23 protein-coding genes are annotated in these 23,944 nt (G+C 67.5%); 8 read left to right on the plus strand and 15 right to left on the minus strand.

What is annotated here, in order from left to right; translation table 11 throughout:
- Positions 1-235: 235 nt before the first annotated feature.
- Positions 236-1,099: a hypothetical protein gene (locus ACNQS7_RS16300; RefSeq protein ID WP_418013331.1), complete on the minus strand. Its 864-nt coding sequence runs from the start codon at positions 1,097-1,099 to the stop codon at positions 236-238.
- A gap of 186 nt (positions 1,100-1,285) precedes the next feature.
- On the opposite strand from ACNQS7_RS16300, the gene ACNQS7_RS16305 reads away from it, so the two are divergent.
- Both ACNQS7_RS16305 and ACNQS7_RS16310 read left to right on the plus strand, forming a co-directional pair.
- Positions 1,286-2,590, plus strand: a complete 1,305-nt coding sequence (locus ACNQS7_RS16305) for a DUF1800 domain-containing protein (RefSeq protein ID WP_418013332.1) — start codon at positions 1,286-1,288, stop codon at positions 2,588-2,590.
- Complete coding sequence (locus ACNQS7_RS16310) at positions 2,587-3,756, plus strand: DUF1501 domain-containing protein (RefSeq protein WP_418013333.1); 1,170 nt, start codon at positions 2,587-2,589, stop codon at positions 3,754-3,756. The genes ACNQS7_RS16305 and ACNQS7_RS16310 overlap by 4 nt, the downstream gene beginning before the upstream one ends.
- Here ACNQS7_RS16310 and ACNQS7_RS16315 read toward each other — a convergent pair.
- The 3 genes from ACNQS7_RS16315 to fgd are packed head-to-tail and all read right to left on the minus strand — an operon-like array spanning position 3,751 to position 7,971.
- Positions 3,751-4,896 carry an acetate kinase gene (locus ACNQS7_RS16315; RefSeq protein WP_418013334.1) on the minus strand — a complete coding sequence of 382 codons (1,146 nt, stop codon included), beginning with the start codon at positions 4,894-4,896 and terminating at the stop codon, positions 3,751-3,753. The two genes, ACNQS7_RS16310 and ACNQS7_RS16315, sit on opposite strands and share 6 nt — an antisense overlap.
- Positions 4,889-6,958 carry a phosphate acetyltransferase gene (pta, locus tag ACNQS7_RS16320; protein ID WP_156452785.1) on the minus strand — a complete coding sequence of 690 codons (2,070 nt, stop codon included), beginning with the start codon at positions 6,956-6,958 and terminating at the stop codon, positions 4,889-4,891. The genes ACNQS7_RS16315 and pta overlap by 8 nt, the downstream gene beginning before the upstream one ends.
- A gap of 2 nt (positions 6,959-6,960) precedes the next feature.
- Positions 6,961-7,971 (minus strand): glucose-6-phosphate dehydrogenase (coenzyme-F420), encoded by a 1,011-nt coding sequence (gene fgd, locus ACNQS7_RS16325; RefSeq protein ID WP_418013335.1) that lies wholly within the window; start codon positions 7,969-7,971, stop codon positions 6,961-6,963.
- Positions 7,972-8,010: 39 nt separating this feature from the next.
- Between fgd and ACNQS7_RS16330 the strand changes: the two genes are divergently transcribed.
- Positions 8,011-8,763: an MBL fold metallo-hydrolase gene (locus ACNQS7_RS16330; protein WP_418013336.1), complete on the plus strand. Its 753-nt coding sequence runs from the start codon at positions 8,011-8,013 to the stop codon at positions 8,761-8,763.
- The gene (locus ACNQS7_RS16335) at positions 8,760-9,098 is read left to right on the plus strand and encodes a YnfA family protein (RefSeq protein ID WP_418013337.1); all 339 of its coding nucleotides are present in this window, start codon (positions 8,760-8,762) and stop codon (positions 9,096-9,098) included. The genes ACNQS7_RS16330 and ACNQS7_RS16335 overlap by 4 nt, the downstream gene beginning before the upstream one ends.
- On the opposite strand, the gene ACNQS7_RS16340 is transcribed toward ACNQS7_RS16335, so the two are convergent.
- The 6 genes from ACNQS7_RS16340 to ACNQS7_RS16365 are packed head-to-tail and all read right to left on the minus strand — an operon-like array spanning position 9,087 to position 14,359.
- On the minus strand, positions 9,087-10,403 hold the full coding sequence (locus ACNQS7_RS16340; RefSeq protein ID WP_418013338.1) for an NtaA/DmoA family FMN-dependent monooxygenase: 1,317 nt from the start codon (positions 10,401-10,403) through the stop codon (positions 9,087-9,089). The genes ACNQS7_RS16335 and ACNQS7_RS16340 overlap by 12 nt on opposite strands.
- Entirely contained in the window at positions 10,400-11,515 is a 1,116-nt protein-coding gene (locus ACNQS7_RS16345) for an LLM class flavin-dependent oxidoreductase (RefSeq protein WP_418013339.1), read from the minus strand. The genes ACNQS7_RS16340 and ACNQS7_RS16345 overlap by 4 nt, the downstream gene beginning before the upstream one ends.
- Positions 11,512-12,579, minus strand: a complete 1,068-nt coding sequence (locus ACNQS7_RS16350; protein ID WP_418013340.1) for an LLM class flavin-dependent oxidoreductase — start codon at positions 12,577-12,579, stop codon at positions 11,512-11,514. The genes ACNQS7_RS16345 and ACNQS7_RS16350 overlap by 4 nt, the downstream gene beginning before the upstream one ends.
- Positions 12,576-13,058 (minus strand): GNAT family N-acetyltransferase, encoded by a 483-nt coding sequence (locus tag ACNQS7_RS16355; protein WP_418013341.1) that lies wholly within the window; start codon positions 13,056-13,058, stop codon positions 12,576-12,578. The genes ACNQS7_RS16350 and ACNQS7_RS16355 overlap by 4 nt, the downstream gene beginning before the upstream one ends.
- Positions 13,055-13,963, minus strand: a complete 909-nt coding sequence (locus ACNQS7_RS16360; RefSeq protein WP_418013342.1) for an SAM-dependent methyltransferase — start codon at positions 13,961-13,963, stop codon at positions 13,055-13,057. The genes ACNQS7_RS16355 and ACNQS7_RS16360 overlap by 4 nt, the downstream gene beginning before the upstream one ends.
- A 12-nt stretch (positions 13,964-13,975) precedes the next feature.
- A complete protein-coding gene (locus ACNQS7_RS16365) occupies positions 13,976-14,359 on the minus strand; it encodes a DUF3054 domain-containing protein (protein WP_418013343.1) in 384 nt (127 codons plus the stop codon).
- 35 nt (positions 14,360-14,394) lie between these two features.
- On the opposite strand from ACNQS7_RS16365, the gene ACNQS7_RS16370 reads away from it, so the two are divergent.
- From ACNQS7_RS16370 to ACNQS7_RS16380, 3 genes are read left to right on the plus strand one after another with little or no spacing between them, the layout of a single operon-like run.
- Positions 14,395-15,585 (plus strand): acyl-CoA dehydrogenase, encoded by a 1,191-nt coding sequence (locus ACNQS7_RS16370; protein WP_418013344.1) that lies wholly within the window; start codon positions 14,395-14,397, stop codon positions 15,583-15,585.
- A 31-nt stretch (positions 15,586-15,616) separates the two neighbouring features.
- The gene (locus ACNQS7_RS16375; protein WP_310779346.1) at positions 15,617-16,333 is read left to right on the plus strand and encodes a hypothetical protein; all 717 of its coding nucleotides are present in this window, start codon (positions 15,617-15,619) and stop codon (positions 16,331-16,333) included.
- Positions 16,330-16,935: a hypothetical protein gene (locus tag ACNQS7_RS16380; RefSeq protein ID WP_418013345.1), complete on the plus strand. Its 606-nt coding sequence runs from the start codon at positions 16,330-16,332 to the stop codon at positions 16,933-16,935. The genes ACNQS7_RS16375 and ACNQS7_RS16380 overlap by 4 nt, the downstream gene beginning before the upstream one ends.
- Here ACNQS7_RS16380 and ACNQS7_RS16385 read toward each other — a convergent pair.
- From ACNQS7_RS16385 to ACNQS7_RS16400, 4 genes are all read right to left on the minus strand, one after another.
- The gene (locus ACNQS7_RS16385; protein WP_418013346.1) at positions 16,932-18,434 is read right to left on the minus strand and encodes an HNH endonuclease signature motif containing protein; all 1,503 of its coding nucleotides are present in this window, start codon (positions 18,432-18,434) and stop codon (positions 16,932-16,934) included. The genes ACNQS7_RS16380 and ACNQS7_RS16385 overlap by 4 nt on opposite strands.
- A 169-nt stretch (positions 18,435-18,603) precedes the next feature.
- On the minus strand, positions 18,604-19,494 hold the full coding sequence (locus ACNQS7_RS16390) for a sucrase ferredoxin (RefSeq protein ID WP_418013348.1): 891 nt from the start codon (positions 19,492-19,494) through the stop codon (positions 18,604-18,606).
- Positions 19,491-20,726: a cupin domain-containing protein gene (locus ACNQS7_RS16395; protein WP_418013349.1), complete on the minus strand. Its 1,236-nt coding sequence runs from the start codon at positions 20,724-20,726 to the stop codon at positions 19,491-19,493. The genes ACNQS7_RS16390 and ACNQS7_RS16395 overlap by 4 nt, the downstream gene beginning before the upstream one ends.
- Before the next feature lie 10 nt (positions 20,727-20,736).
- The gene (locus tag ACNQS7_RS16400; protein WP_371934976.1) at positions 20,737-21,003 is read right to left on the minus strand and encodes a hypothetical protein; all 267 of its coding nucleotides are present in this window, start codon (positions 21,001-21,003) and stop codon (positions 20,737-20,739) included.
- A 330-nt stretch (positions 21,004-21,333) separates the two neighbouring features.
- Between ACNQS7_RS16400 and ACNQS7_RS16405 the strand changes: the two genes are divergently transcribed.
- On the plus strand, positions 21,334-22,749 hold the full coding sequence (locus ACNQS7_RS16405; protein WP_418013350.1) for an NAD(P)/FAD-dependent oxidoreductase: 1,416 nt from the start codon (positions 21,334-21,336) through the stop codon (positions 22,747-22,749).
- Here ACNQS7_RS16405 and ACNQS7_RS16410 read toward each other — a convergent pair.
- Entirely contained in the window at positions 22,746-23,939 is a 1,194-nt protein-coding gene (locus tag ACNQS7_RS16410) for an O-succinylhomoserine sulfhydrylase (RefSeq protein ID WP_418013351.1), read from the minus strand. The genes ACNQS7_RS16405 and ACNQS7_RS16410 overlap by 4 nt on opposite strands.
- Positions 23,940-23,944 lie beyond the last annotated feature (5 nt).

Consider the following 23,944-nt stretch of genomic DNA (forward strand, 5'->3'; position numbering starts at 1 on the left):
CCTGTCCATCGAGTGTGCGGCTACCGTCGAGATACGCCAAGATTTCGGCGGTAGCCGCACTGTCAAAGCAGCAGGCGCACAGTCAAATTCGGGAGCGCTCCGCGGCTGCCTCCAGGGCGGCGCGGACCCGTCATTCAGTGTGCGGCTTCCCGGACCTGACATTCAGTGTGCGCCTACCGTCGAAATTCGCTCACATTTCGGCGGTAGCCGCACTATCAAAGCAGCAGGCGCACAGTCAAATTCGGGAGCGCTCCGCGGCTGCCTCCAGGGCGGCGCGGACCCGTCGCACAATGGTGGCTGGATGGTTCTCCGCGACCACCCGGACGATGATCCAGCCCATCCGTTCGAGTATCTCCAGACGCTGGATGTCTTTAGCGAATTGTCGGCGGTCGGTCCGATGCTGATCGCCGTCGTACTCGACCGCGACCATGGACTCCTGCCAACCCAGATCGAGGTAAGCAAGCGGAATACCGTCGGCCCCCAGCACCGGGATCTGCGTCTGCGGCCGGGCGAAGCCGGCGTCCATGAGCAGTAGCCGAAGGTAGCTCTCCCGCGGGGACTGGGCTCCCGCATCCACCAGCTCGAGCGCCGTCTCCAGCCGCCGCAATCCGGGCGTGCGTGGATGACACTCGATGAGGGCTATCACGTCGTCAACCTTGAACCCCGTTGCGCGCGATAGTGAGTCGAGCCGAGCCACCGCGGAGCGCACCGCGCCACGCCGGCCGATGTCGAACGCGGTTCGCTCGGGCGTGGTGACGGGCCGCCCGCCGATCATCTGAACTTCGCCGTCAAGTAACACCTCGCGTCGCGTCAACACTCCCTGTGGCGCCCTGGCATTGGGGTGCACCAGTTCGATGGGCACGTCGTCGGGAACCCACCTCGCACCATGCAGGGCCGCCGCTGCCGCGCCCGCAATGGTGGCCCTACGGCGCGACCACAGCCAGGCCGCAACAGTGCGCTGCTGCAGCGACGGTTGCAGGCCTTTCGGCAGGTAGACATTCGGAAACACCGCCCCGAAGTTGGTACGCAACTGGTGTCGAGTCACCAGGCCGTCCGCCAGAGCTTGGCTGCCGATAAACGGTTCCCTCAGATCGGTCATGGCGCGCAGCGTCACACAACCCGGGCCGTCGCGCCGTCGGCCGTCCACAGGGCCGTCGCGAGTGCGACGTGGGACCCGGGTGTGCTTGCTGGGAGCAGAAACGACCCAGATACCGCCCTGCACGCACACCCCCATCCACAGCCACACTCAGCGAAAACATAGGTTTGCGCGCGACAGTGGTGCACTATGGCCGGGCAGTCCCCACGGTGGATCATGACGGCCCGCGTCCTGCGCAGGTGCGGGTTCGGGACCACCGGCGCCGAAGTCGACGCGGTGGTGGGCCGTGATTGGCCCAGCTACGTGGAGGCCGCCCTGGCCGCCGACCCCGACGCGGACCGCGGCGCACTGGCCACCCCGATGCCGTCGCTGCCACCCCCGCAACCGCCCGGCAGGGGCGCGACGACGGCGGCACGCACGCAGTACCGCCGCCGGCTCGCCGAACAGAACGCCGAACTGACCCGATGGTGGCTGCGCCGCATGGTGGCCGCCGAGCTGCCTCTGCATGAGAAGCTAACGTTGTTGTGGCACAACCACTTTGCTACTTCCGCACAGAAAGTCAGGATCGCCGCGCAGATGGCGGCGCAGAACCAGAAGCTGCGCACCCTGAAGCTGGGCGACTTCCGCACGCTGGCGTACGCGATGCTCACCGACGCCGCGATGCTGCGCTGGCTGGACGGACAGCTCAACACCGCTAAAGCCCCGAACGAAAACCTGGCCCGCGAGTTCATGGAGCTGTTCACCCTCGGCCACAACAACGGGTACACCGAGGACGACGTCCGTGCCGGCGCCCGCGCCCTGACCGGATGGACGATCAACGAGGGACGGGCGGTGCTGGTGTCCCGCCGCCGCGACCCGGGTCCCAAGACCCTGTTCGGCGTCACCCATGACTACGACGCGGCCGGATTCTGCGATGCGGTACTGGCCCGGCCCGGTTCTGCGGCTCATGTTGCGGGGCGCCTGTGGCAGCAATTGGTGTCCGACGAACCGCCCTCCCCGCCGGCCCTCGAGCGCATTGTCGCCGCCTACGGCCCCGGGCGCGACCTCAAGGCGCTGACCCGGGCCATCCTCACCGGCGACGACTTCACCGGTGGCCGCGCAACGGTTGTCAACACTCCCGTGGAGTGGCTGGTCGGGGTGATCCGCGCGCTCCAGCCCGCCGAGCAGCACGACACGCTGATCGAGAACACCCTCAAGGCGCTGGGCCAGCGCCCGTTCTTCCCCACCGACGTCAACGGCTGGCCGCGCGGCCAGGTGTGGTTGTCCACCGCATCGGCCACCACGCGGTTGCGCACCGCCGCCAGGCTCGCCCGGTCAGCGGACCTGTCGACGATCGACAGCACCGGCCCCGCAGAGCGGATCGACGCGGTCGGATACCTGATCGGTGTGGGCGCGTGGACAGACCGCACGGTCGAAGCCCTGCAACCCCTGGTGCGCCAGCCGCAGCGGCTGGTGACCGCAGCCGTCAACACACCGGAGTACCTGACCTCATGAACCGCCGCAAGTTCCTGATCGCCGGCGCCGGGGTGGGCGCGGCCGGCCTGTTGTCCGGCGCGTTGGCGGTCGACTGGGACGACCTGCTGCGGGCCGCACAGGACCGCCCACTCGCTGCGGGCGACGGTGTGCTGGTGATCGTCACCCTGTACGGCGGCAACGACGGCATTAACACGTTGATTCCCTACGCCGACAACGCCTATCACGACGCCCGCCCGGAACTGGCCTACGCTCCCGACGACGTCTTGCACCTCGACGACCACCTCGGGCTGAACCCCGCAATGCGCGGCCTGAGTCAATTGTGGAGCGATCGGCGACTCGCGATCGTGCGCGGCGCCGGGTATCCCAAGCCCGATCACAGCCACTTCCGGTCCATGGACATCTGGCAGACCGCGTCGCCGGACGCACCGGTGCCGACCGGATGGATCGGACGCTGGCTGGACGCCACGGGTGACGAGCCGTTGCGCGCGGTCAACGTCGGCAGTGTGCTGCCACTGCTCGCGGTCGGCGAAAGGCAGACAGCCGCAGCGCTTTCCACGACACAGATACCGGCCGCCCGCTCGGACCTGTTCCGGGCGACGATCGAAGCCCTGGGTGTGGACGACCCTACCGATACCCCGGCCATGGCCGCGGTACGCCAGTCCTATCGCGCCGCGCAGTCGACGGACGCCGCGTTCGAGAACGTGACAGGCACCGAGTCGCCCAACGCCCTGGCCAGTCGGCTGAGTGTGGTGGCTGCCGCCATCAAGGCCCGGGTTCCGACCCGGGTCTACCTGGCTCACCTGGGCGGCTTCGACACCCACGCCAACGAACGCGGCGCCCAGCAGCGACTGCTGCAGACCTTCGACGAAGCCGTCACCGGATTCCTGCAGCAGGTGGCCGGCGCCAACGTCGTGGTCCTGGCCTACTCGGAGTTCGGTCGCCGCGTCGCGGCCAATGCGTCGCAGGGAACGGACCACGGCACCGCCGGACCGGTGTTCGTCGCCGGCGCGCCGGTCAAGGGCGGGTTCTACGGCGAGGAACCGAGTCTCACCGATCTTGACCACGGAGACCTGAAGTACACCACGGACTTTCGCGACATCTACCACGAGCTGCTGGTACGCACGCTACGCACCGACCCCACCCCGTCGGTCGGCGCCGGCCGCAGCAGCCTCGGCTTCCTATAGCAGGCTGACGCAGTCGCGGGCGATGGCCAGCTCCTCGTTGGTCGGCACCACCAGCACGGCGATGGGCGACCGGTCGCTCGAGATCCGCCGGGCACCGGAAGCCGCCGCGGCATTGCGGTCTTCGTCCAGCTCGATCCCCAGCTCCCCCAGGCCCGCCAACGCATCCCGGCGCACGGCCGCGTCGTGCTCACCGATTCCCGCGGTGAAGCTGACCACGTCGGTGTGCCCCAGCACCGCCAGGTAGGCGCCGATGTACTTGCGCAGCCGGTGGATGAACACGTCATAGGCCAATTGCGCTGCGGCATCGCCTGATTCGATCATCGTTCGCAGCCGCCGGAAGTCCCGCTCGCCGGACAGGCCGAGCACCCCGGACCGCTTGTTCAGCATCGACTCGATCTCGCCGACGTCCATCTCCGCGGTCCGCCACAGGTAGCTGAAGACACCCGCGTCGATGTCACCGCTGCGGGTGCCCATCACCAGACCCTCCAAAGGAGTGAGGCCCATCGATGTCTCGACCGGGCGGCCGCCGGCGACCGCGGACGCCGAGGCGCCGTTGCCCAGGTGCAGCACGATCTGATTCAGCTCCGCCGACGGACGGCCCAGGAAGGCCGCCGCCTGACCGCTCACGTATTCGTGTGAGGTGCCGTGAAATCCGTACCGGCGGATCTGCCATTTCTCGGCCAGGTCGCGGTCAATGGCGTACGTCGCCGTCGCGGCCGGCAGGTGGTGGAAGAACGCGGTGTCGAAAACCGCGATGTGCGGCACCCCGGGCAGCAGCTTGCGCGCCACCTCGATGCCCTGCACGGCGGGTGGATTGTGCAGCGGGGCCAGGGGCGAAAGCTCGTCGAGCTCCCGGACCACCTCGTCGTCCAGCATGGTGGGACGGTGAAAGCGGTTGCCGCCGTGCACTACCCGGTGTCCCACCGCCGCCAGCCCGCAGTGCTGCAGGTCGATGCCGTCGTCGTTCAGCATCTCGAAAGCGCGACGCAGCGCCGCCTCGTGGTCGGGAACCGGCGACGACGGCTCCCCGATCTGTTCGACGGTGCCACCGGCCCGCGAGCCGCCGGAATCGGGGTCGACGAGCTGGAATTTCAGCGACGACGATCCGGAATTGATCACCAGCACCGGACGGTCACTCATGTGTGCCCTGTGCCTGAATCGCGGTGATGGCAACGGTGTTCACGATGTCCTCGACCAGCGCGCCCCGGGACAGGTCGTTGACCGGTTTGCGCAAACCCTGCAGCACCGGGCCCACCGCGATGGCGCCCGCCGAACGCTGCACGGCTTTATAGGTGTTGTTGCCGGTGTTCAGGTCGGGAAATATCAGCACGGTGGCGCGGCCGGCCACCGGCGAGTCGCGCATCTTGGTGGCCGCGACCGACGGGTCGACCGCGGCGTCGTACTGGATCGGGCCCTCGACCAGCAACTGTGGGTCCCGGGAGCGCACCAGTTCGGTTGCCTTCCTGACTTTTTCGACGTCGGCGCCGGAACCCGAGTCCCCCGTCGAGTAGGACAGCATGGCCACCCGGGGGTCGATGCCGAACTGGGCGGCCGTGCGCGCCGAGGAGATCGCGATGTCGGCAAGCTGTTCGGTCGTCGGGTTGGGGATGATGGCGCAGTCACCGTAGGCCAGCACCCGGTCCGGCAGACACATCAGGAAGATGCTGGACACCGTGGAGACGTCGGGGACCGTACGGATGATTTCCAGCGCCGGACGCACGGTGTGCGCGGTGGTGTGCACGGCGCCGGACACCATACCGTCGACTTTGCCGTTGTACACCAGCATGGTGCCGAAATACGTTGCGTCGTTCATGATCTCACGCGCATGCTCGAGCGTGACACCCTTGGCCTTGCGCAGCTCCGCGTATTGTTGCGCGAATTGTTCGTGCAGGTCGCTGGTCCGCGGATCGATCACCGTCGCCTCGTCGAGGCTGACACCGAGTTCCGCTGCCCGGGAACGCACTTGAGGTTCGTCGCCCAGGATGGTCAGGTCGGCGACAGAACGCTGCAGCAGACGCCCGGCCGAGCGCAGGATCCGGTCGTCCTCGCCTTCGGGTAACACGATGTGTTTGCGGTCCGCCCGGGCCCGCTCCTGCAACTGGTGAGTGAACATCTGCGGCGTGGTGACGTTGGGGATCGGGATGGTGAGCTGCTCGAGCAGGTCGTCGATGTCGACGTGCCGGTCCATCAGTTGCAGCGCCGTGTCGATCTTGCGTTGCGAGGACGCGGTGACGCGGCCCCGGGCCGTGGCCGCCGCGCTGGCGGTGTCGTAGGTGCCCAGCGTGGTGGCGATGATGGGCAGCCGCAGCCGCAGCCCCGCAACCAGGGCGGCGATCGAGGGATGCAGGTCGAAGCCGCCGTTGAGAACCAGACACGACAACGACGGAAACCCTTCTGCCGCATGGGCACTGGCGACGGCCAGCACCACGTCCGAGCGGTCGCCCGGGGTGATCACGGCCATGCCGTCACGCAGTCGCTCGAGGCAGTGGTCGGCGGTCATGCCCGCGACCATCACGCCCATCACCTCGCGCTGGGCCAGTTGCTCGTCACCACGGATCGGTGTCCCGTTGACCGCGGTGGTCAGTTCGGCCACGGTCGGTGCGGCGAGCAGCGGCTCCTCGGGCAGCACGTAGGCCCGCGGGGTGAACTTGCGCAACGCGTCCGCGACGGCCTGCATCTCGCCGGGCTCGCAGCGGTTGGCGACGACGGCCGCGGTATGGGCCCGCTGCGCGGACAGTTCGGCCAGACATACCTCCACGACGCTGGCGACCTCGCCGGGTGTGCGGCCCTTGCCACGCACCGTCAGCAGCACCGGCGCGCCGAGGTTGACCGCGATCCGCGCGTTCACCGACAGCTCGGCCGGACTGGTGACGTCGGTGTAGTCGCTGCCGACGATCACCACCGCATCGCAGTGCTCGGCCACCGCGTGGTACGCGTCGACGATGCCGGCTATCGCCGCGTCGCTGTCGTCATGCAACTGCTGATAGGTGACCCCGACGCACTGTTCGTACGTCAGGCCGGCCGTGGAGTGCTCGAGCAACAGCTCCAGGATGTAGTCACGATCCTCACCGTGACGCGTAATGGGCCGGAACACACCGACTTTGGCGACCGTGGCCGCCAGCCGGTGCATCAGCCCCAGCGCGATCGTCGACTTACCGGTCTCCGATTCGGGCGCCGCGATGTAAATGCTGGAGGCGGGCACCGTCAGCCGAGCCGCCGCAACCGCGGCGCCAGGTCTTTCTGGAACAGCTCCAGGAACCGTCGCTGGTCGTGCCCGGGCGCGTGGAAGACCAGGTGGTTGAGGCCCCACGTCACGTACTGCCCGACCTTTTCCACGGCTTCGTCCGGGTCTGAGGCGACGATCCAGCGCTTGGCGATCTGCTCGATGGGCAGCGCGTCGGCCGCCTTCTCCATTTCGATCGGGTCGTCGATGCTGTGCTTCTGCTCGGCGCTCAGCGACAGCGGTGCCCAGAACCGGGTGTTCTCCAGCGCCAGGTCGGGGTCGGTGTCGTAGGAGATCTTGATTTCGATCATCCTGTCGATGTCGTCGATGTTGCGCTCGTTGATGGCGGCGCCTTCTTTGACCGCAGGGATCAGCTTCTCGGTGTAGAGCTCCTCCCCCTTGCCGGAAGTGCAGATGAAGCCGTCACCGGCGCGGCCGGCGTACTTGGCCACCGCGGGACCACCGGCGGCGATGTACACCGGCACGCCGCCCTCGGGCACGTCGTAGATCGAGGCGCCCTTGGTGCGGTAGTACTCGCCGTCGAAGTCGACGCGGTCACCGCGCCACAACTCGCGCATCAGCCGCACCGACTCGCGCAGTCGGGCAAAACGCTCCTTGAAGTCCGGCCAATCGCCCTCGTAGCCGGTGGCGATCTCGTTCAGCGCCTCACCGGTGCCGACCCCCAGGAACACCCGGCCCGGGTACAGGCAGGCCATGGTGGCGAAGGCCTGCGCGATGACCGCGGGGTTGTACCGGAAGGTCGGGGTGAGCACCGAGGTGCCCAGCTGCAGCCTTTCGGTGCGTTCGCCGACCGCGGTCATCCACGCGAGGGAAAACGGTGCGTGCCCGCCCTTGTGCCGCCAGGGCTGGAAGTGATCGCTGACGGTGGCGCTGTCCATGCCGTGTCCTTCGGCGAGGACGGCCAGTTCGACGAGCTCGCGCGGTGCGAATTGTTCAGCGGACGCCTTGTATCCAAGTTTCAGTTCAGCCACCAGTCTTTTCTACTCCCCCCAGCTCCTAGGCTGATGGGCATGTCCGGACAGACACAGCTTGTTCAGATAACCGACACGGTTCACCTCGCACACGGCCCGGCGGTCAACTGGACGCTGGTCACCGACGACACCGGCGTCATGCTGATCGACGCCGGCTATCCGGGCGACCGCGAAGAGGTGCTGGCCTCGCTGCGCAAGCTCGGTTACGGGCCGGGCGACGTGCGCGCCATCCTGCTCACCCACGCGCATATCGACCACCTGGGCACCGCGATCTGGTTCGCCGCCGAGCACGGCACACCGGTCTACTGCCACGCCGACGAGGTGGGCCACGCCAAGCGCGAGTATCTGGAACAGGTCGCGATTCACGATCTGGCACTGCGCCTCTGGCGGCCGCGCTGGGCGGTGTGGACGTTGCACGTGGTGCGCAGCGGCGGGCTCATCCGCGACGGAATACCGAGCACCCGGCCGCTGACAGCGGACATCGCCGCCGGGCTGCCCGGTAACCCGCAACCCGTGTTCAGTCCCGGCCACACCAACGGCCACTGCTCGTATCTGGTGGACGGGGTCCTGGCCAGTGGCGACGCGCTGATCACCGGCCACCCGCTGATCCGCCAGGACGGGCCGCAGCTGCTGCCCGCCATTTTCAGCTACAGCCAGCAGGAGTGCATCCGAACACTGTCGGTGCTGTCGCAGGTGCAGACCGAGGTGCTGGCCCCCGGCCACGGCCCGTTGTGGCGCGGCCCGATCCGCGAAGCCACCGATGCGGCCCGGCGCAAGGCGGGTGCTTTATGACCGTTGCGAAGTCGATCACGTTGTTCGTGCTCGCCGCGCTGTTCGAGATCGGCGGCGCGTGGCTGGTCTGGCAAGGGGTGCGTGAGCACCGCGGCTGGCTGTGGGCCGGTCTGGGCGTCCTCGCGCTCGGCGCCTACGGTTTCGTGGCCACCCTGCAGCCCGACGCCCATTTCGGCCGGATCCTGGCCGCCTACGGTGGGGTGTTCGTCGCCGGATCGCTGTTGTGGGGCATGGCTTTCGACGGATTCCGGCCCGACCGCTGGGACATCATCGGAGCGGCGGTCTGCCTGGCGGGCGTCGCGGTGATCATGTACGTACCGCGCTCAGGAGGCTAGGCCGAGGTTCTCCCGCAGCGTCTCACCCGGGTACTCGGAACGAAAAGCGCCTCGCTCCTGCAGCAGCGGGACAACCCGGTCGACGAACTCATCGAGGCCGTGCGGTGTCAGGTGCGGCACCAGGATGAACCCGTCGCACGCGTCGGCCTGCACGTATCGGTCGATCTCGTCGGCGATGTGGGCGGCGGTGCCGACGAACTGCTCCCGACTGGTCACCGCGATCACCAACTCGCGGATCGACAGGTTCTCCGTCTGCGCCCGCTCCCGCCAACGCCGCGCCAGCGCTACCGGGTCACCATGACGCACGCGCCCCTGGGTGATGTCGCTGTCGACGACCGGCTCGATCTCGGGCAGCGGGCCGTCCGGGTCGTAGTCGGAAAGCTCACGCCCCCATACCTGTTCCAGCATGCCGATGGCGGTCGCCCCGCTGACCTGCTGGCGGCGGATGTGATGCGCCTTGTCCTCGGCTTCGTCGGCGGTGTCCCCGATGACGAAGGTGGCCGCTGGGAATACCTTGAGCTGGTTGGGATCCCGGCCATAAGACTGTGCCCGGCCCTTGACGTCGGCGTAGTAGCGCCGACCGTCCTCAAGCGAACCGTGCAGGGTGAACAGGGCGTCGGCAAACCGGGCGCCGAAATTGCGACCCTCGTCGGAGTCGCCCGCCTGCAACAAAATCGGATGGCCCTGCGGGCCCGCCGGTAGCGTCGCGAAACCCGTCACGTCGAAGTGCGAACCGGTGAATGCAACGCGCCCGATCCCGTCCGGATTCACGTAGACACCGTCCCTGCGCAACACCGCATCCGGCGCCCAGCTGTCCCAGAACTTCTGCGCCACGGTGACGAACTCTTCGGCCCGCCGGTAACGGTCGGTATGGGCGAGGAAGCCACCCCTGCGGAAGTTGGCACCGGTGAAGGCGTCCGAGGAGGTGACGATGTTCCAGCCGGCGCGGCCGTCCGACAGGTGATCCAGCGTCGCGAATTGCCTTGCTACTTCGAACGGTTCGTTGAAGGTGGTGTTGATGGTGCCGGTCAGGCCGATGCGGTCGGTGGCGCCGGACAGTGCCGCCAGCACGGTGAAGGTATCCGGCCGGCCCACCACGTCCAGGTCGTGAATATGGCCGCGGTGTTCGCGCAGGCGCAATCCTTCGGCCAGAAAGAAGAAGTCGAACAAACCGCGTTCGGCGGTGCGCGCCAGGTGCACGAACGACTCGAACTCGATCTGGCTGCCTGCGCCCGGGTCCGCCCACACCGTGGTGTTGTTGACGCCCGGGAAGTGGACCGCGAGATGAATCGGCTTGCGACTCATGCGGTCAGCCCCCACCGCTGTGCGATCAGTTCATGCGAGCGCAACCGGTCGGAGTGACTGTGGGTGACGGAGGTGACGACCAGTTCGTCGGCTCCGCTGACCCGCTGCAACGCGTCCAACCGTTCGGCGACCTCGTCCGGGTTGCCGACGAATTGTGTTGCGAGACGGTCTTTTACCAACTCATATTGGTCGTCGGCGAGCGGTCCGCAGTCACCCGGCGCCGGATAGGGCATGGCGCCCACGCCGGTTCGGATCGAGTAGACCCAGTGACCGTACCCGGCGGCCAGACGCTGAGCGGTCTCCGTGTCGTCGGCGACCACGATGTCGGCCGACACCACCACGTAGGGCTCGTTGAGGGCAGCGGACGGCACGAACGTGTCGCGGTAGGCCTCGATGGCCTCCAGTGCGGTGGCCGGCGTGATGTGATAACTCGCGACGAACGGCAACCCCAACGCTCCGGCGACCCGCGCGCTCTGCCCCCTGGTGCTGCCGAAGATCCACGGCCGCAACCCACTTCCCTCGCCGGGCACCGCGTGCACGTCGAAACCGCCGGCGCGATAGCTGCCGTCCAGCAGGGCGAGGATGTCGTTGACCTGCTCGGCGAAGTCCGGCGATATCGCCTCGGGCTGTTGCAGGATCTCCATGGTGGCCGCCAGCCGTTCCAGATCGAGCATTCCGCGCAGGTCGAACGGAGTCGGTATGACCACCCCGTCCACCTCGTGCCAGACGCGTGGTGGCCGTGGCGCGCGAGGCTTCTTCGGCTTACCCTCCTCGGAGCGACGCTGCCCGGACCGGCCGACACCGAGGTCGATCCGTCCGGGGTAGAACGCGTCGAGCATGCCGAAGTTCTCGACGACGGCGACGGCGGTGGTGTAGCCGAGTTGCACCGCTGCCGCGCCCACCCGAATCGTGTTGGTAGCGGCCGCGATCTGGCCGATCAGCAGGGCGGGCGACGAACTGGCGACGCCCACGAAGTGATGTTCGGCGATCCAGTAGCGACGGTAGCCCCACCGCTCGGCGTGCTGCGCCAGGTCGATGGTGTTGTGCAGTGCGGCGGTCGCGGTGCTGCCCGCACTGATCGGCGAAAGGTCCAGAATCGACAAGGGAATCATCGGCTCACCGCCGCATACCGGTTGACCGGTACCGGCAGCCCGAGTCGTTCGCGCAGCGTTTCGCCGTCGCGGTACTCGGAGCGGAACTCGCCCGCGCGCTGCAGCAGCGGCACCACCTCGTCCACGATCACCGGCAGGTCGGTGGCGTGCACGGCGGGGCGCAGCCGGACCCCATCGGCGCCCGCGCGCTGCCAGTGCAGCAGCATGTCCACCAGGTCGGCCGCAGTGCCGCCCCAGACCAGCGTGTCGGAGGTGAAATCGGTTTCACCGTGGAACGAAACCACGATGTCGGCAAAGACTTTCAGATGCTCGCCCGCCCCGCGCACCTCGTCCACGAGATTGTCCACAGACGTATCGGTGGGAGTGACGAACACGATGTCGGCGGTAGCGGCCGCGAACTCGTACACCGGCGTGGCGTGGGCCAGCACCGCGATCACCGGCTGACCCTGTGGCGGCCGGGGTGTGATCGACGGCCCTTTGACGGAGAAGAACGGCCCGGTGAAATCGATGTAGTGCAGCTTGTCGCGGTCGATGAAGCGGCCGGTGGCGACGTCGCGGATCACCGCGTCGTCCTCCCAGCTGTCCCACAACCTGCGCACCACCTCGACGTAGTCCCGGGCCTCGGGGAACAACTCCTCGGGCCGCACGGTACGCCTGCCGAACAGCGCCGCTTCGTGCGTGGTGACGCTGACCCGCGGTTGCCAGCCGGCTCGGCCGTGCGAGACATAGTCAAGGGTGGCAATGGCTTTGGAGATGTGAAACGGCTCGGTGTGAGTGACCGTGGCCACCGGGATCAGCCCGATGTACCGGGTGGCCGGGGCGATGCGGGCGGCAACCAGCACGGCGTCTGCACGCCCGGCCAGCCGCTTCGGATCGATGCGTTCGCGGCGCCCGGGTTGCGGCATGAGCGAGTCGTCGATGGTCAGGAAATCCAGTAGGCCGCGTTCGGCCATGACCGCCAGCTCCGCCCAGTACTTTCCGCTGAGCACCGAGCGGGTTTCCTCCGCCAGCGTCCAGGCCTGGGTGTGCCAGCCGTATCCGTCCAGCGCGACCCCGAGTTTCATCTGAGCGCCTTCAGAAACGCGATCGGGAACACGGGGCCCTGCGACGGCAGCGGCTCCGACAACCGGGTGTATCCGGTCGCTTCGTAAAGCTCTTCGGCTTCGGGCTGACGGTCTCCGGTGATGAGGTACACCCTGGTGTAACCGCGGTCGGCGATCTCCGATTCCAGCGTGGCCAGCAGTGCCCTGGCATAGCCGCGGCGGCGGTGCTCGCGGTGTGTCCAGACTCGTTTCAGCTCGGCGGTCTCGGCGTCGAAGCGGCAGAACGCGCCCCCGGTCACCGGTTCGCCGTCCAGAACGCCGATCAGCATCCCGCCGTCCGGAGGCGAGAATTCGCCCTCTGGGCCATCGACGAGCCACTCGGCGATCCGTTGGGGATCCGCGCCGTAGCGTTGCGCGTACTCCTGGGCAAGCTCGGCCAGCAGCGGCGCGGCCAGCGGGTCGTCCAGGGCGGTCGGCACGAAGCGCAGCTCACCCGTCACCGGTCGCCTAACGTCGCGGTGACGTAGCGGGGGGTGACGGCCAGGTCGTGCCGGCTGATCCGCCGGCGCCCCGCCAGACCGACGGTGGACAGCAGCTCGACCAGGGTCCGCTCGGCCGTCCGCCAGCCGTGGGCCTCGAGATTCTCGGGGAGAGAACCGAATTCGGCGGAATAGGTCAATTTCGCCAGGTCGACGTCCAGACCCTCCTGGCGCCAGCCTTCGATGAAGGCCCGGCCCTCGTGCAACTGCACATCAGTCCACGGCATGTGATCGGCGGCAAACCAGCTGCCCGCTGCGCTGGACACGCTGAGCTGATGCAGCAGCCGATCCTGCGCGTCCGGCGGCAGGTAACCGACCAACAGGTTCTCCGCGATCCAGACAGTAGGTTGGGCGGGGTCGAAGCCGACCCTTCGCAGCGCGGTCATCCAATCGTCGCGAAGGTCGACTCCCACGGCGCAGCGATGCGCGGTCAGCTTTCCGCCCAGCTGCCGCAGCACCTGCGCCTTGAAATCCATCACCCCGGGCTGGTCGCACTCGTACACCGTCGTCCCGGGCGGCCACCACAACCGGTAAGCCCTGGTGTCCAATCCGCAGCCGAGATTGACCGCTTGGCGGATACCCGCTCGCGCGGCTCTGGTGAGGTACTCGTCCAAAAACCGGCCGTGCACGGCAAGGATATTGAGCATCCCGTACATCACGGGGTCGCCACCGCCGTCGGCTGCGTACTGCTCGTCCTCGATCACGCGGGTGAAGTACTCCACCCCCGCGGCGCGCACCAGTGGTTCGGCGAACGGATCGTTGATCAGCCCCTTGTTGGTTCCCACCGCCCTAGCGACCGCACCGAACGTCGCCGTCATGCCGACACCGGTGGCCGGGTCCCAGGTGTCGCCGTCCGTGCGTACCATCTCGTCCGGCCGTCAGCCGTCCGAACCGTGCCGGCCCGTGCGTGCTGCGAGGGCTGTGACGGCGGCACGCCAGCCGAGCAGGAACGCGGCGGTCACCGTCGAGGCCACCACCACGAAGGCCCCCGCCACACTGGCCGAACTGACCTTGCGCAGCAGCATGCCGACCACCACCGTCGATACCCAGACGATCACCCCGGTGGGTACCACGGCAGTCGGGCGACGCCAGCCGCGCGATATGAGCCAGCCCAGCGCCGTGCCGCTCAGAAACGGCCACGCCGTGGTCGCCACCCCGCTGACGCTGATGCCTTCGTCGTGGCTGCGCCGCCCCAGGGCACAGAACACCAGCACCGCCACCACGTCCATCCCGAGCCACGCCAGCCCCCGCCGCGGTTGCATGCAGCGAGACTACCGGGCGGGGGCAGGATTGACCCATGAGCACCGATACCCCTGCGCCTGCATTCGATCCTTTCGACCCGCTGGGACTGGACGCTTCGCTGTCCAGCGACGAGATCGCCGTGCGGGACACGGTGCGCGCGTTCTGCGCTGAGCAGGTGATTCCGCACGTCGGCCAGTGGTTCGAGGACGGCGACCTGCCGGTGGCCCGCGAACTGGCCAAGCAGTTCGGCGAACTGGGCCTGCTGGGTATGCATCTGGAGGGCTACGGCTGCGGCGGTGCGTCCGCGGTTCATTACGGCCTGGCCTGCCTCGAGCTGGAGGCCGCCGACTCCGGCATCCGGTCGTTGGTGTCGGTGCAAGGGTCGCTGGCGATGTTCGCGATCTGGAACAACGGCTCGGAAGAGCAGAAGCAGCGGTGGTTGCCCGGAATGGCGGCCGGTGAGCTGATCGGTTGCTTCGGGTTGACCGAACCGGACGCGGGATCGGATCCGGCCGCGATGAAAACGCGGGCACGGCGCGACGGGTCGGATTGGGTACTCAACGGGCGCAAGATGTGGATCACCAACGGCTCGATCGCAGACCTGGCGGTGGTGTGGGCCGCGACCGACGAGGGGGTTCGCGGCTTCATCGTCCCGACCGACGCACCGGGGTTCTCCGCCAACACCATTCACCACAAACTGTCGCTACGGGCGTCTATCACCAGCGAGTTGGTGCTGGACGACGTCCGGTTGCCCGACGAGGCGCTGTTGCCGGGCGCCGTGGGTCTCAAGGGGCCGCTGGCCTGCCTCTCCGAGGCTCGCTACGGCATTGTCTGGGGCTCCATGGGTGCGGCGCGCTCGGCCTGGCAGTCCGCGCTGGAGTACGCGAGCCAGCGCACCCAGTTCGGACGCCCGATCGCCGGTTTCCAGTTGACCCAGGCCAAGCTGGTCGACATGGCGGTCGAACTGCACAAGGGTCAGTTGCTGTCGCTGCACCTGGGCCGCCTCAAGGACACCGTGGGGCTGCGCCCGGACCAGGTGAGCTTCGGCAAGCTCAACAACACCCGGGAGGCCATCGAGATCTGCCGGACCGCGCGAACGATATTGGGCGGCAACGGCATATCGCTGGAATACCCGGTGATTCGGCACATGGTCAACCTGGAGTCGGTACTGACTTATGAAGGCACCCCGGAAATGCACCAGCTGGTCCTCGGTCAGGCTTTCACCGGCATAGCCGCATTTCGGTGATACGACGCATCGGCCCACATACACTTGCCGCGTGAACCTCAGCAAAGCCATTGTCGGTCTGGCGACAGCCCCTGTCCGGGCCGGCGTCGCGGTGGCCGACGCCGGACTCGCCGTTGCGGCCATCGCGCTCGGGAGTGTGAAGCAGTCTCTGGGCGAGGAAGGCCCGAAGACGGTAGACCCAATTACCGATCTATTTCCGTTGCGCGGGGCGCTCATTGGCGCAAACAGGGTCGCCGAGCTTACCGAGAACGACCGGGCGATGGGACGCGCACTGGTCCGCGGCGGGCCGGCGGACAAGCTGATGCGCCCGGGTGGGGTTGTCGACCTGTTGACGGCGCCCGGTGGGTTGCTCGATCGGGTGTCCGTTGAAGGCAGCGCGCTTGAACGGATCCTGGAGCCCGGTGGGCTCGCTGATCGGCTACTCGCCAAGGACGGGCCGCTCGAGCGGATTCTCGCCGAGGACGGGATCATCGAGCGGATGTTCGCCCAGGACGGCATCATCGACAAGCTCCTGGTCAAGAATGGACCGCTCGAGCAATTCACCGAGGCCGCCGAGATCCTGAGTCGGCTGGCGCCCGCCGTGGAGACGTTGACGCCCACTGCCGACACCCTCGAATCGGCGGTGGACAGCCTCAACAGGATGATCAACTCGCTGAGCGGCATCACGGAACGCATTCCGCGGCGGCGGTCAACGCGGACCGCTGTGCGCGCTAAACGCACTGTGGAACAGGATGCCATCGAGCAATGAAAGTTCTTGCACGCCTTGCGTTGATCGCCACCCTGTCGCTGTCCCTGGCGCCGACAGCAGCGGCCGACCCCGCCGACGGGCTGCCTCCGATGACCTCCACCGGCAGCGGGCCTGTCGTGGGCGGCGGCGGTAATTCGAGTGCGATCGCGCAGCAGCTGTTCAGCTTCCACGACCCGAACGTGCAGGAGGTCGACGGGTCCGACGCCGCGCAATTCATCAGTGCCGCAGCCGCCATCACCAATCGCGACCTGGCCACTGTCTTCCAGCCGCTGCAGCGGGCGCTGGGATGCCAGTCCAATGGAGCCGGCTTCGGGGCGCGCGCCTATCGTCGGGCGGACGGGCAATGGGGCGGCGGCATGCTGGTGATCGCCAAGAGCGGCGTTTCCGACCTCGATGCCCTTACCGCATGCGCCAAGTCCAGTTGGCGTCGGGCGACGATCGGCACGCCGACGTCGATGTGCAACAGCGGATGGAGTTATCCGCCATACAGTTTCACCCACAAGGGTGAGGGCTATTTCGTCCTGCTGGCCGGGACGAACTCGGACTTCTGCAATCCTCCGAACAACAACTTCCGGAGCACCGCAAGCTCCTGGCCCACCTAGAAGGGTGGGGGTTCGTTGTCGGGTGGGCCGGTGGCGGTGGTGCGGGCTTGGTGGTTGGCGCGGCGTTCGGCGGCCACGCGGGCGGCGCGGGCCTGGGCGCGGGTGCGGCGGCGGGTGGGCATCATTGCGGTGCGCTCGGCGCAGTGGTCGGTGGGTGGGGTGTGGGCTTCGGGGGCGGGCATGCCGCCCACGGCGTGACACAGGCTGGGAAACAGCAGCGCGCTGCCGGGGGTGGTGACGTGGGTGTCCCCGCCGGGGCTGGTGAGGATCAGGGTGCCGTCGGCGAGTTGTTTCTCGGTCCAGCCCCAGAAGGTTTTCATCAGATGATGGGTGCGGCAGTAGCACTTCATGTTGCCGGCGTGGGTGGGCCCGCCCTGGGCCCAGGGGGTGGTGTGGTCGAGGTCGCAGTGGGTGGCCGGCACGTCGCAGCCGGGCCAGCGGCACGTCAGGTCCCGGGCCCGCACGAAATCGGCCAGCGCCGGCGAGGGGTGGTAGTGGGGTTCGGGTGCGGTGTAGCCGGGGTGGATCAGCGGCACCTGTTTGGCCGTCAACGCCAACTCGGCCAGCACCTCGGGGGTGATCAGGTCCTGCCCACCGAGCAGGCAGGCGGGGCTGTCGCTGCGCCCGGCCAGGGTGGCGGCTTCGGCGATCACATGGATCACCACCGGGCTGGCCGGCTTTTTCCCGGCGGCGGTGCAGTCCGGGCGCGCGCATTCACAGCCCAGCCGGGTGGCGCCGGCGGCCAAGGCCCCCAGGGCATCGGCGCGGCGCTGGGCGGTGGTGCGTGGATCGTTGGGGCACACGGTGGCCGCCAGCGCCGAGAGCCGCGCATCGATGGCCTGGGCATCGGTGGCGCGCAGGCGTCCCTCGATCTGCGCCAGCCCGTTCAGGGGCGGGCTGATCCACACCTCCCGCTCGGCCCGGGCCTCGGTGCGGCGGCGCAGCGCATCGGCATCGGCGCGGGCCACGATCGCATCCACCTTCGCCGAAAGCCGCCCCCGGCTTAACGAGGGCCAGCGCGTCACCCGCGCCGCGACCGTGGCATCCACCGCCGCCAGCACGTCACGGTCTTCGATCAGATCGGTGCGGAACACGATCGTCGTGAATGCCTCATAGTCGATGTCCCCGGCGCAGAACACCGCCGCGACCTCCGGCAGGCGCTCCCGCATCGCCCGGGCATAACGCACCTTGGTCTCCGCGCGGCCCTGGCTGATCCGCAGCCCCGCCGCCACCTCCCCGGCGACGGCCTTCATCGTGTCGATCGCCCAATCCTCGGTCTCTTCACCCCGAGACAGTCGGTAGGCGAACAACTCCCCCACCGCCACCAACTCCGCCGCCGCACCCTGATTGACCACCCGCGCCGCCCCACCAATGCGCGCCACCCACCCCACCGACTCCTCGGTCTGTTCCAGCAGCGCCCGCCGATGGGCCACCACCTCCGCGAGGTAGCCGTCGTAATCCGCCAACCCACACGGAAGGCACGGCAATCTATCGAACATGTGTTCGAGTCTACCCCTTACCCCCGACAGTGATTCTGATAAAGCGGCCTCGTCGATGATGGTCACGGCAGCCGCTGCCGGTGGTGACTCCGGCGAGCGCAAATGTTCCGGAGGTGGTTTGCGCAATCGCGAGACGGGTTCGTTCCGTCGCGACCGAAGAAGACCTTGCTCAGTCCGACTTCACCGACACCAGGGCATAGGTCCGTACCCGACCGCGGACCGAAGCCCGGCACATGGAAAGCAGCGGTTCGGACATCTCTTCTGCGACAACGACTTCCACCGGACCGGGGTCAGCAGCGAGCTCGACGTGGTGAATCCCGCCGCCCTTGTGCTCGACCCTCAGGGGGGACAACGCGCCGATCCGATCCTCTCCCGACGCTTCCCGGGCGAAATGCTGCGCGGCTTGGACCACATGCGGCAGGCATGTGCGCCCGCGCAGGTACCGGTGGTCGAGCCGCCCGTCTAGATACAGCCGCACGAGTTCGGCGGAGTCGGTGGAATCGACCCGTCCGTAGCACAGGCCTTCGGGCAGCACCAGCATCGTTGCCGCGAATCGATCACCGCCTAAATGTGAGCATTCCCAAACGAATTCGGGATACTCAGCCGCGATGGCGGCCGCCGCGCTTCGGCCCCGCACCGCGCAGCACTGATCGTGCTTGCCATGCGCACACACCGCGACGAGCGGGCCGCTGGTCAATTCACCGTCGGAGCCATCTAAAGCGATATCCAAATAGTCGCCAGCTTCATCGACCTCCCCGTGGTGGAGCGCCTCGCTGCCCTCATCGCACCGCGCGATGAACCACCGCCAGCGCGGCTTCACCGGACGGCGCCCAGGGCGACGGATCGCGGTGACCCGCATGCCCGCAGCCTCGATGCGGCGGCAGACCTGACGTCCCAGCTCACGGTCGATGATCGCCGGTGAGTCCAGGAATGCCGACTGTCCCCATGCCCCACCGAGTTCGAGCATTGCCCACGCGTGCCCGGCCGACGCGGTTCCGTACAACGGGTCGTCTCGCGACAGCGACTGGTCGCTGCACGGAGTACGCCGCGGCGCGTTCATCCGTGGTCTGGCCCGGTAGCAAGCCCGTCTTCGGCCGGCACCAGCACGGCCTCGCGCAGCAGTCGGCGGATCAGCACTGTCGAGTCGGCGTGGTCGAGGTCGGGCAGGGTGTCGGCATCGGCAACCACTCCGCGATGAAGCGCCTCGATGGCGGGTGCGCAGTACCCGGGGAACGTGATGGTCCGGTCCGGTAGCCGCAGCACAACACGGTCGCCGACAATCTGCGGTGTCCCGATCAGTCCGTGACGCCATCGAACCGGTATCTCGCCGGCCCGTTCGGCGGCCGCCAGCGTGGCCAGCACCGGAACCGGGACGGGCCTGGTGGTCTGGGCGTGACGGTCCGACAGCCGCGCGGCCGCCCCGAGACTCAGATCGACGGCTCGATCGCGCACGGCGTCGACGACCTGGGCCATGATCTTGCTCGTCGTCGCCGCCATCTCGTCGCGGTTGGTGGCATCGATGCCCATCGGCAGCGGCCGTCTGAACTCGGCATCCGAGGCCAGCGTGTCGACGAACGCATGGACGACGTCCAGAGACGTCAATGCGGAGACCCCGATGGTGAGGTGGATCGAGGTCGTCTCCAAGGAGCGCGCCGAGTGCACCCAACCGCGCGGCAGATACAGCGCATCTCCGGCTTTTAGAACCGTATCGATGACCGGGTCGTCCTCGATTCGCGCGGCGATGGCCTCGCGGTGCTGTGTCCATGGTTGCGAGGGCAACGGGTGCGGATGCACGGGCTCGTGCACCGTCCAGTTCTTCTCGCCCGACGCTTGCAGGATGAATACGTCGTGCACGTCATAGTGCGGATCGAATCCTTGGCTGCCCGGCGGGGTCACATAGGCGTTCGCCTGCACCGGATACCCCAGATCGTCGACCATGGCTCGCACGAAGTCGATCAGGGGCGGCCACAACCGATGCAATCCCTGCAAGACGATGGTCGCGCCGGCGGAGAACTCGGCCAGGACCTTGGCTGAATCCACTTGATCCGGCACTTCAGCGCCGAAGCCGGCCGGGCCGGCGTAGCAGTCCCGGGCCAGGATGTCGCCGGCCCTGGCCATCCGGAGGAACGGTGTGCGCACACCACGCCGGGCGATCAGTTCATCCACCGCCGACGGCGACAGCAAATCGCTGAAGTCGCGCGGCAGCGCCTCAGCGCGGCTGAGTAGGGGCGTGCGGCCCCAATGCCGGGTTGCGAACAACCCAGCATCGGTGGCCGTACAGCGACTCAACATCTAGCGGCGGTCACGCGGTTCCGTCGGCCCCGCCATCGTGACCTTCGGGGTTGGAGCCGCCGTCGGCGGGACCTTCGCCCTTCGATCCTTCGCTTGCCGTTCCGTCAGCTCCGCCGTCGTGACCCTCGGGGTTGGAGCCGCCGTCGGCCGTGCCTTCACCGCCGTCGCCACCAGCGGTGGTGATGTCGTCATCGTCGAGCGCCATGATGCTGCCTTTCTCTGGAATCACCGGACGGTCAGATTCCGTGCCGGTTGCTGCGTGTCTGCGATCACGCACCGCAGGAGTTTACGCGCGGGGCCTCGGCTAAACGCGGCAGTGACAAACGTTCTCGCGCGTACGCACGCGTGCACCGTCAGCCGTCCTCCTGACCGAGGCCGGTTCATCGTGTGACAATACCGTCTCAGATACCAATTCGATTTTCGCGCAACATTTTTCAGGATCTACGCTCCAAATCATCGAGCCGGGAGATCGACACGGCCGTCATCCCGTTCCGCCAAATCCCGATCTCAGGTTTCCCGGTGCGATAACGAGACGATGAAAGGTGCGACTTTCGGCTGGTTGAGTCGTACGGTAGATGCGCTGCAGTGACCAGACTGAAGGAGGACCATGACGCCCCCACCCGCCGAAGCCTCGACCGCCGAGAAGCGCCACCACGTCGTCATCATCGGCAGCGGGTTCGGCGGCCTCAATGCGGCCAAGTCGCTCAAGCGAGCCAATGTGGACATCACCCTGATTTCGAAGACGACGACCCACCTGTTTCAGCCGCTGCTGTACCAAGTGGCGACCGGCATCCTGTCCGAGGGCGACATCGCCCCAACCACCCGGCTGATCCTGCGCAAGCAGAAGAACGTCCGGGTGATCCTGGGTGAGGTCAGCGGGATCGACCTCGCATCCCAGACCGTCACCTCGAAGCTGATCAACATGGAGACGGTGACGCACTACGACAGCCTGATCGTTGCCGCCGGCGCCCAGCAGTCCTACTTCGGCAACGACCACTTCGCCACCTTCGCGCCCGGGATGAAGACCATCGACGACGCGCTGGAGTTGCGCGGCCGCATTCTCGGCGCGTTCGAGGCGGCCGAAGTCGCCACCGACCACGCCGAGCGCGAACGCCGGCTGACCTTCGTCGTGGTCGGGGCGGGGCCCACCGGCGTCGAACTCGCCGGCGAGATCGTTCAACTCGCCGAGCGCACGCTGGCCGGAGCGTTCCGAACCATCACACCCAGCGAGTGCCGGGTGATTCTGCTGGACGCCGCCCCCGCGGTCTTACCGCCGATGGGCCCGAAGCTGGGCGCTAAGGCACAGCACAAGCTGGAAAAGATGGACGTCGAGGTCCAACTCAATGCAATGGTGACCGCGGTCGACTACAAGGGCATCACTGTCAAGGACAAGGACGGCACCGAACGCCGCATCGAATGCGCCTGCAAGGTGTGGGCGGCCGGGGTGCAGGCCAGTTCGCTCGGCAAGATGATCGCCGAGCAGTCTGACGGCACCGAAATCGACCGTGCCGGAAGGGTTGTCGTGGAGCCCGACCTCACCGTCAAGGGACACCCGAATGTCTTCGTCATCGGCGACCTGATGGCGGTGCCCGATGTCCCGGGAATGGCGCAGGGCGCGATCCAGGGTGCGAAGTACGCCACCGGCGTGATCAAGAACGTCGTCAAAGGCAAGGACGACCCGACCGCGAGAGAGCCGTTCCAGTATTTCAACAAGGGCAGCATGGCGCTGATCTCCCACTACAGCGCCGTCGCGAAGGTCGGCAAGGTGGAGTTCGCCGGCTTGATCGCCTGGTTGGCGTGGCTGTTCCTGCACCTGTTATATCTGGTGGGCCACCGAAACCGGATCTCCGCCGCCTTCTCCTGGGGCCTCGCCTTCCTCGGCCGCACCCGGGGCCAGATGGCGATCACCAGCCAGATGATCTACGCCCGGGTGGCGGTCAACTGGGTCAAGGAATACTCGGAAGAGGGCACGCTGGCCGCTGCGGAACGCGCGGAAGCGGCCGAACAGCGGGCAGCGGGCTAACTCAGGGCCTGGTCGATGTCGGCGATCAGATCGTCGGTGCCTTCCAGGCCTACCGAGATCCGGACCACGCCGTCACCGAGCCCGATGGCGGCGCGGCCTTCCGGCCCCATCGCGCGGTGCGTCGTCGTAGCCGGATGCGTGACAAGGGATTTCGTGTCGCCCAGATTGTTGGAGATGTCTATCAGCCGTAGCTTGTCCAGCACCTCGAAGGCCCGCCCCTTGGCAGCACCTTCCGCCGCGTTCAACTCGAACGTGACAACCGTTCCGCCGCCGGACATTTGGCGCTTAGCCAGGTCGTACTGCGGATGCGACGGCAGGTATGGATAACGCACCCAGTTGACGGCGGGATGTCCTTCCAGAAACTCAGCGATGCGTTGCGCGGAAGCGTTGCTGTATTGGACCCGAATAGCAAGCGTCTCAAGACCTTTGAGCATCACCCAGGAATTGAACGCGCTCATCGCGGGGCCGGTGTGCCGCATCAGCTTCTGCACCGGACCGTCGATGTACTCCTTGTCGCCGAGGATGGCGCCACCGAGCACCCGCCCCTGGCCGTCGATGTGCTTGGTGCCGGAGTACACCACCACGTCCACCCCGAGCGGGAAACCCTGCTGCAGCAGCGGCGTCGCGAAAACGTTGTCCAGCACCACTTTCGCGCCCGCTGCGTGCGCCAGCTCGGTGACCGCCGCAATGTCGACGAGAGACTGCATGGGGTTGGACGGGGTTTCGAAGAACACCGCCTGGGTGGGCTTCGACAACGCCTCTTCCCACTGGGCGAGGTCGTCGCCGTCGACGAACACGGTCTCCACACCCCAGCGCGGCAGGATCTCGTTGCACACCACGAAACAGGATCCGAACAGACTGCGCGCCGCCACCAGGCGGTCGCCGGCACCCAGCAGCGCTCCGAGGGAGACGAACACCGCGGCCATGCCGCTGGCCGTCGCGAACGCGGCCGGGGCGCCCTCGATGAGACGCAGCCGTTCCTGGAACATGTTGACGGTGGGGTTGCCGTAGCGCGAGTAGACGTAGTGCTCCACCTCGCCGGTGAACGACTGCTCGGCCACCTCCGCGGAGGGATAGACGTAACCGGACGACAGGAACATCGCCTCGGAAGTCTCTTCGAAACCCGATCGCGTCAATCCGCCGCGCACCCCGATGGTCGCCTGGCTCACGCCGTCCGGCAGGTCCTTCATCGCTG

Origin of the sequence: Mycobacterium sp. 23, assembly GCF_048287075.1 — a bacterium.
Lineage (GTDB): Bacteria > Actinomycetota > Actinomycetes > Mycobacteriales > Mycobacteriaceae > Mycobacterium > Mycobacterium gordonae_B.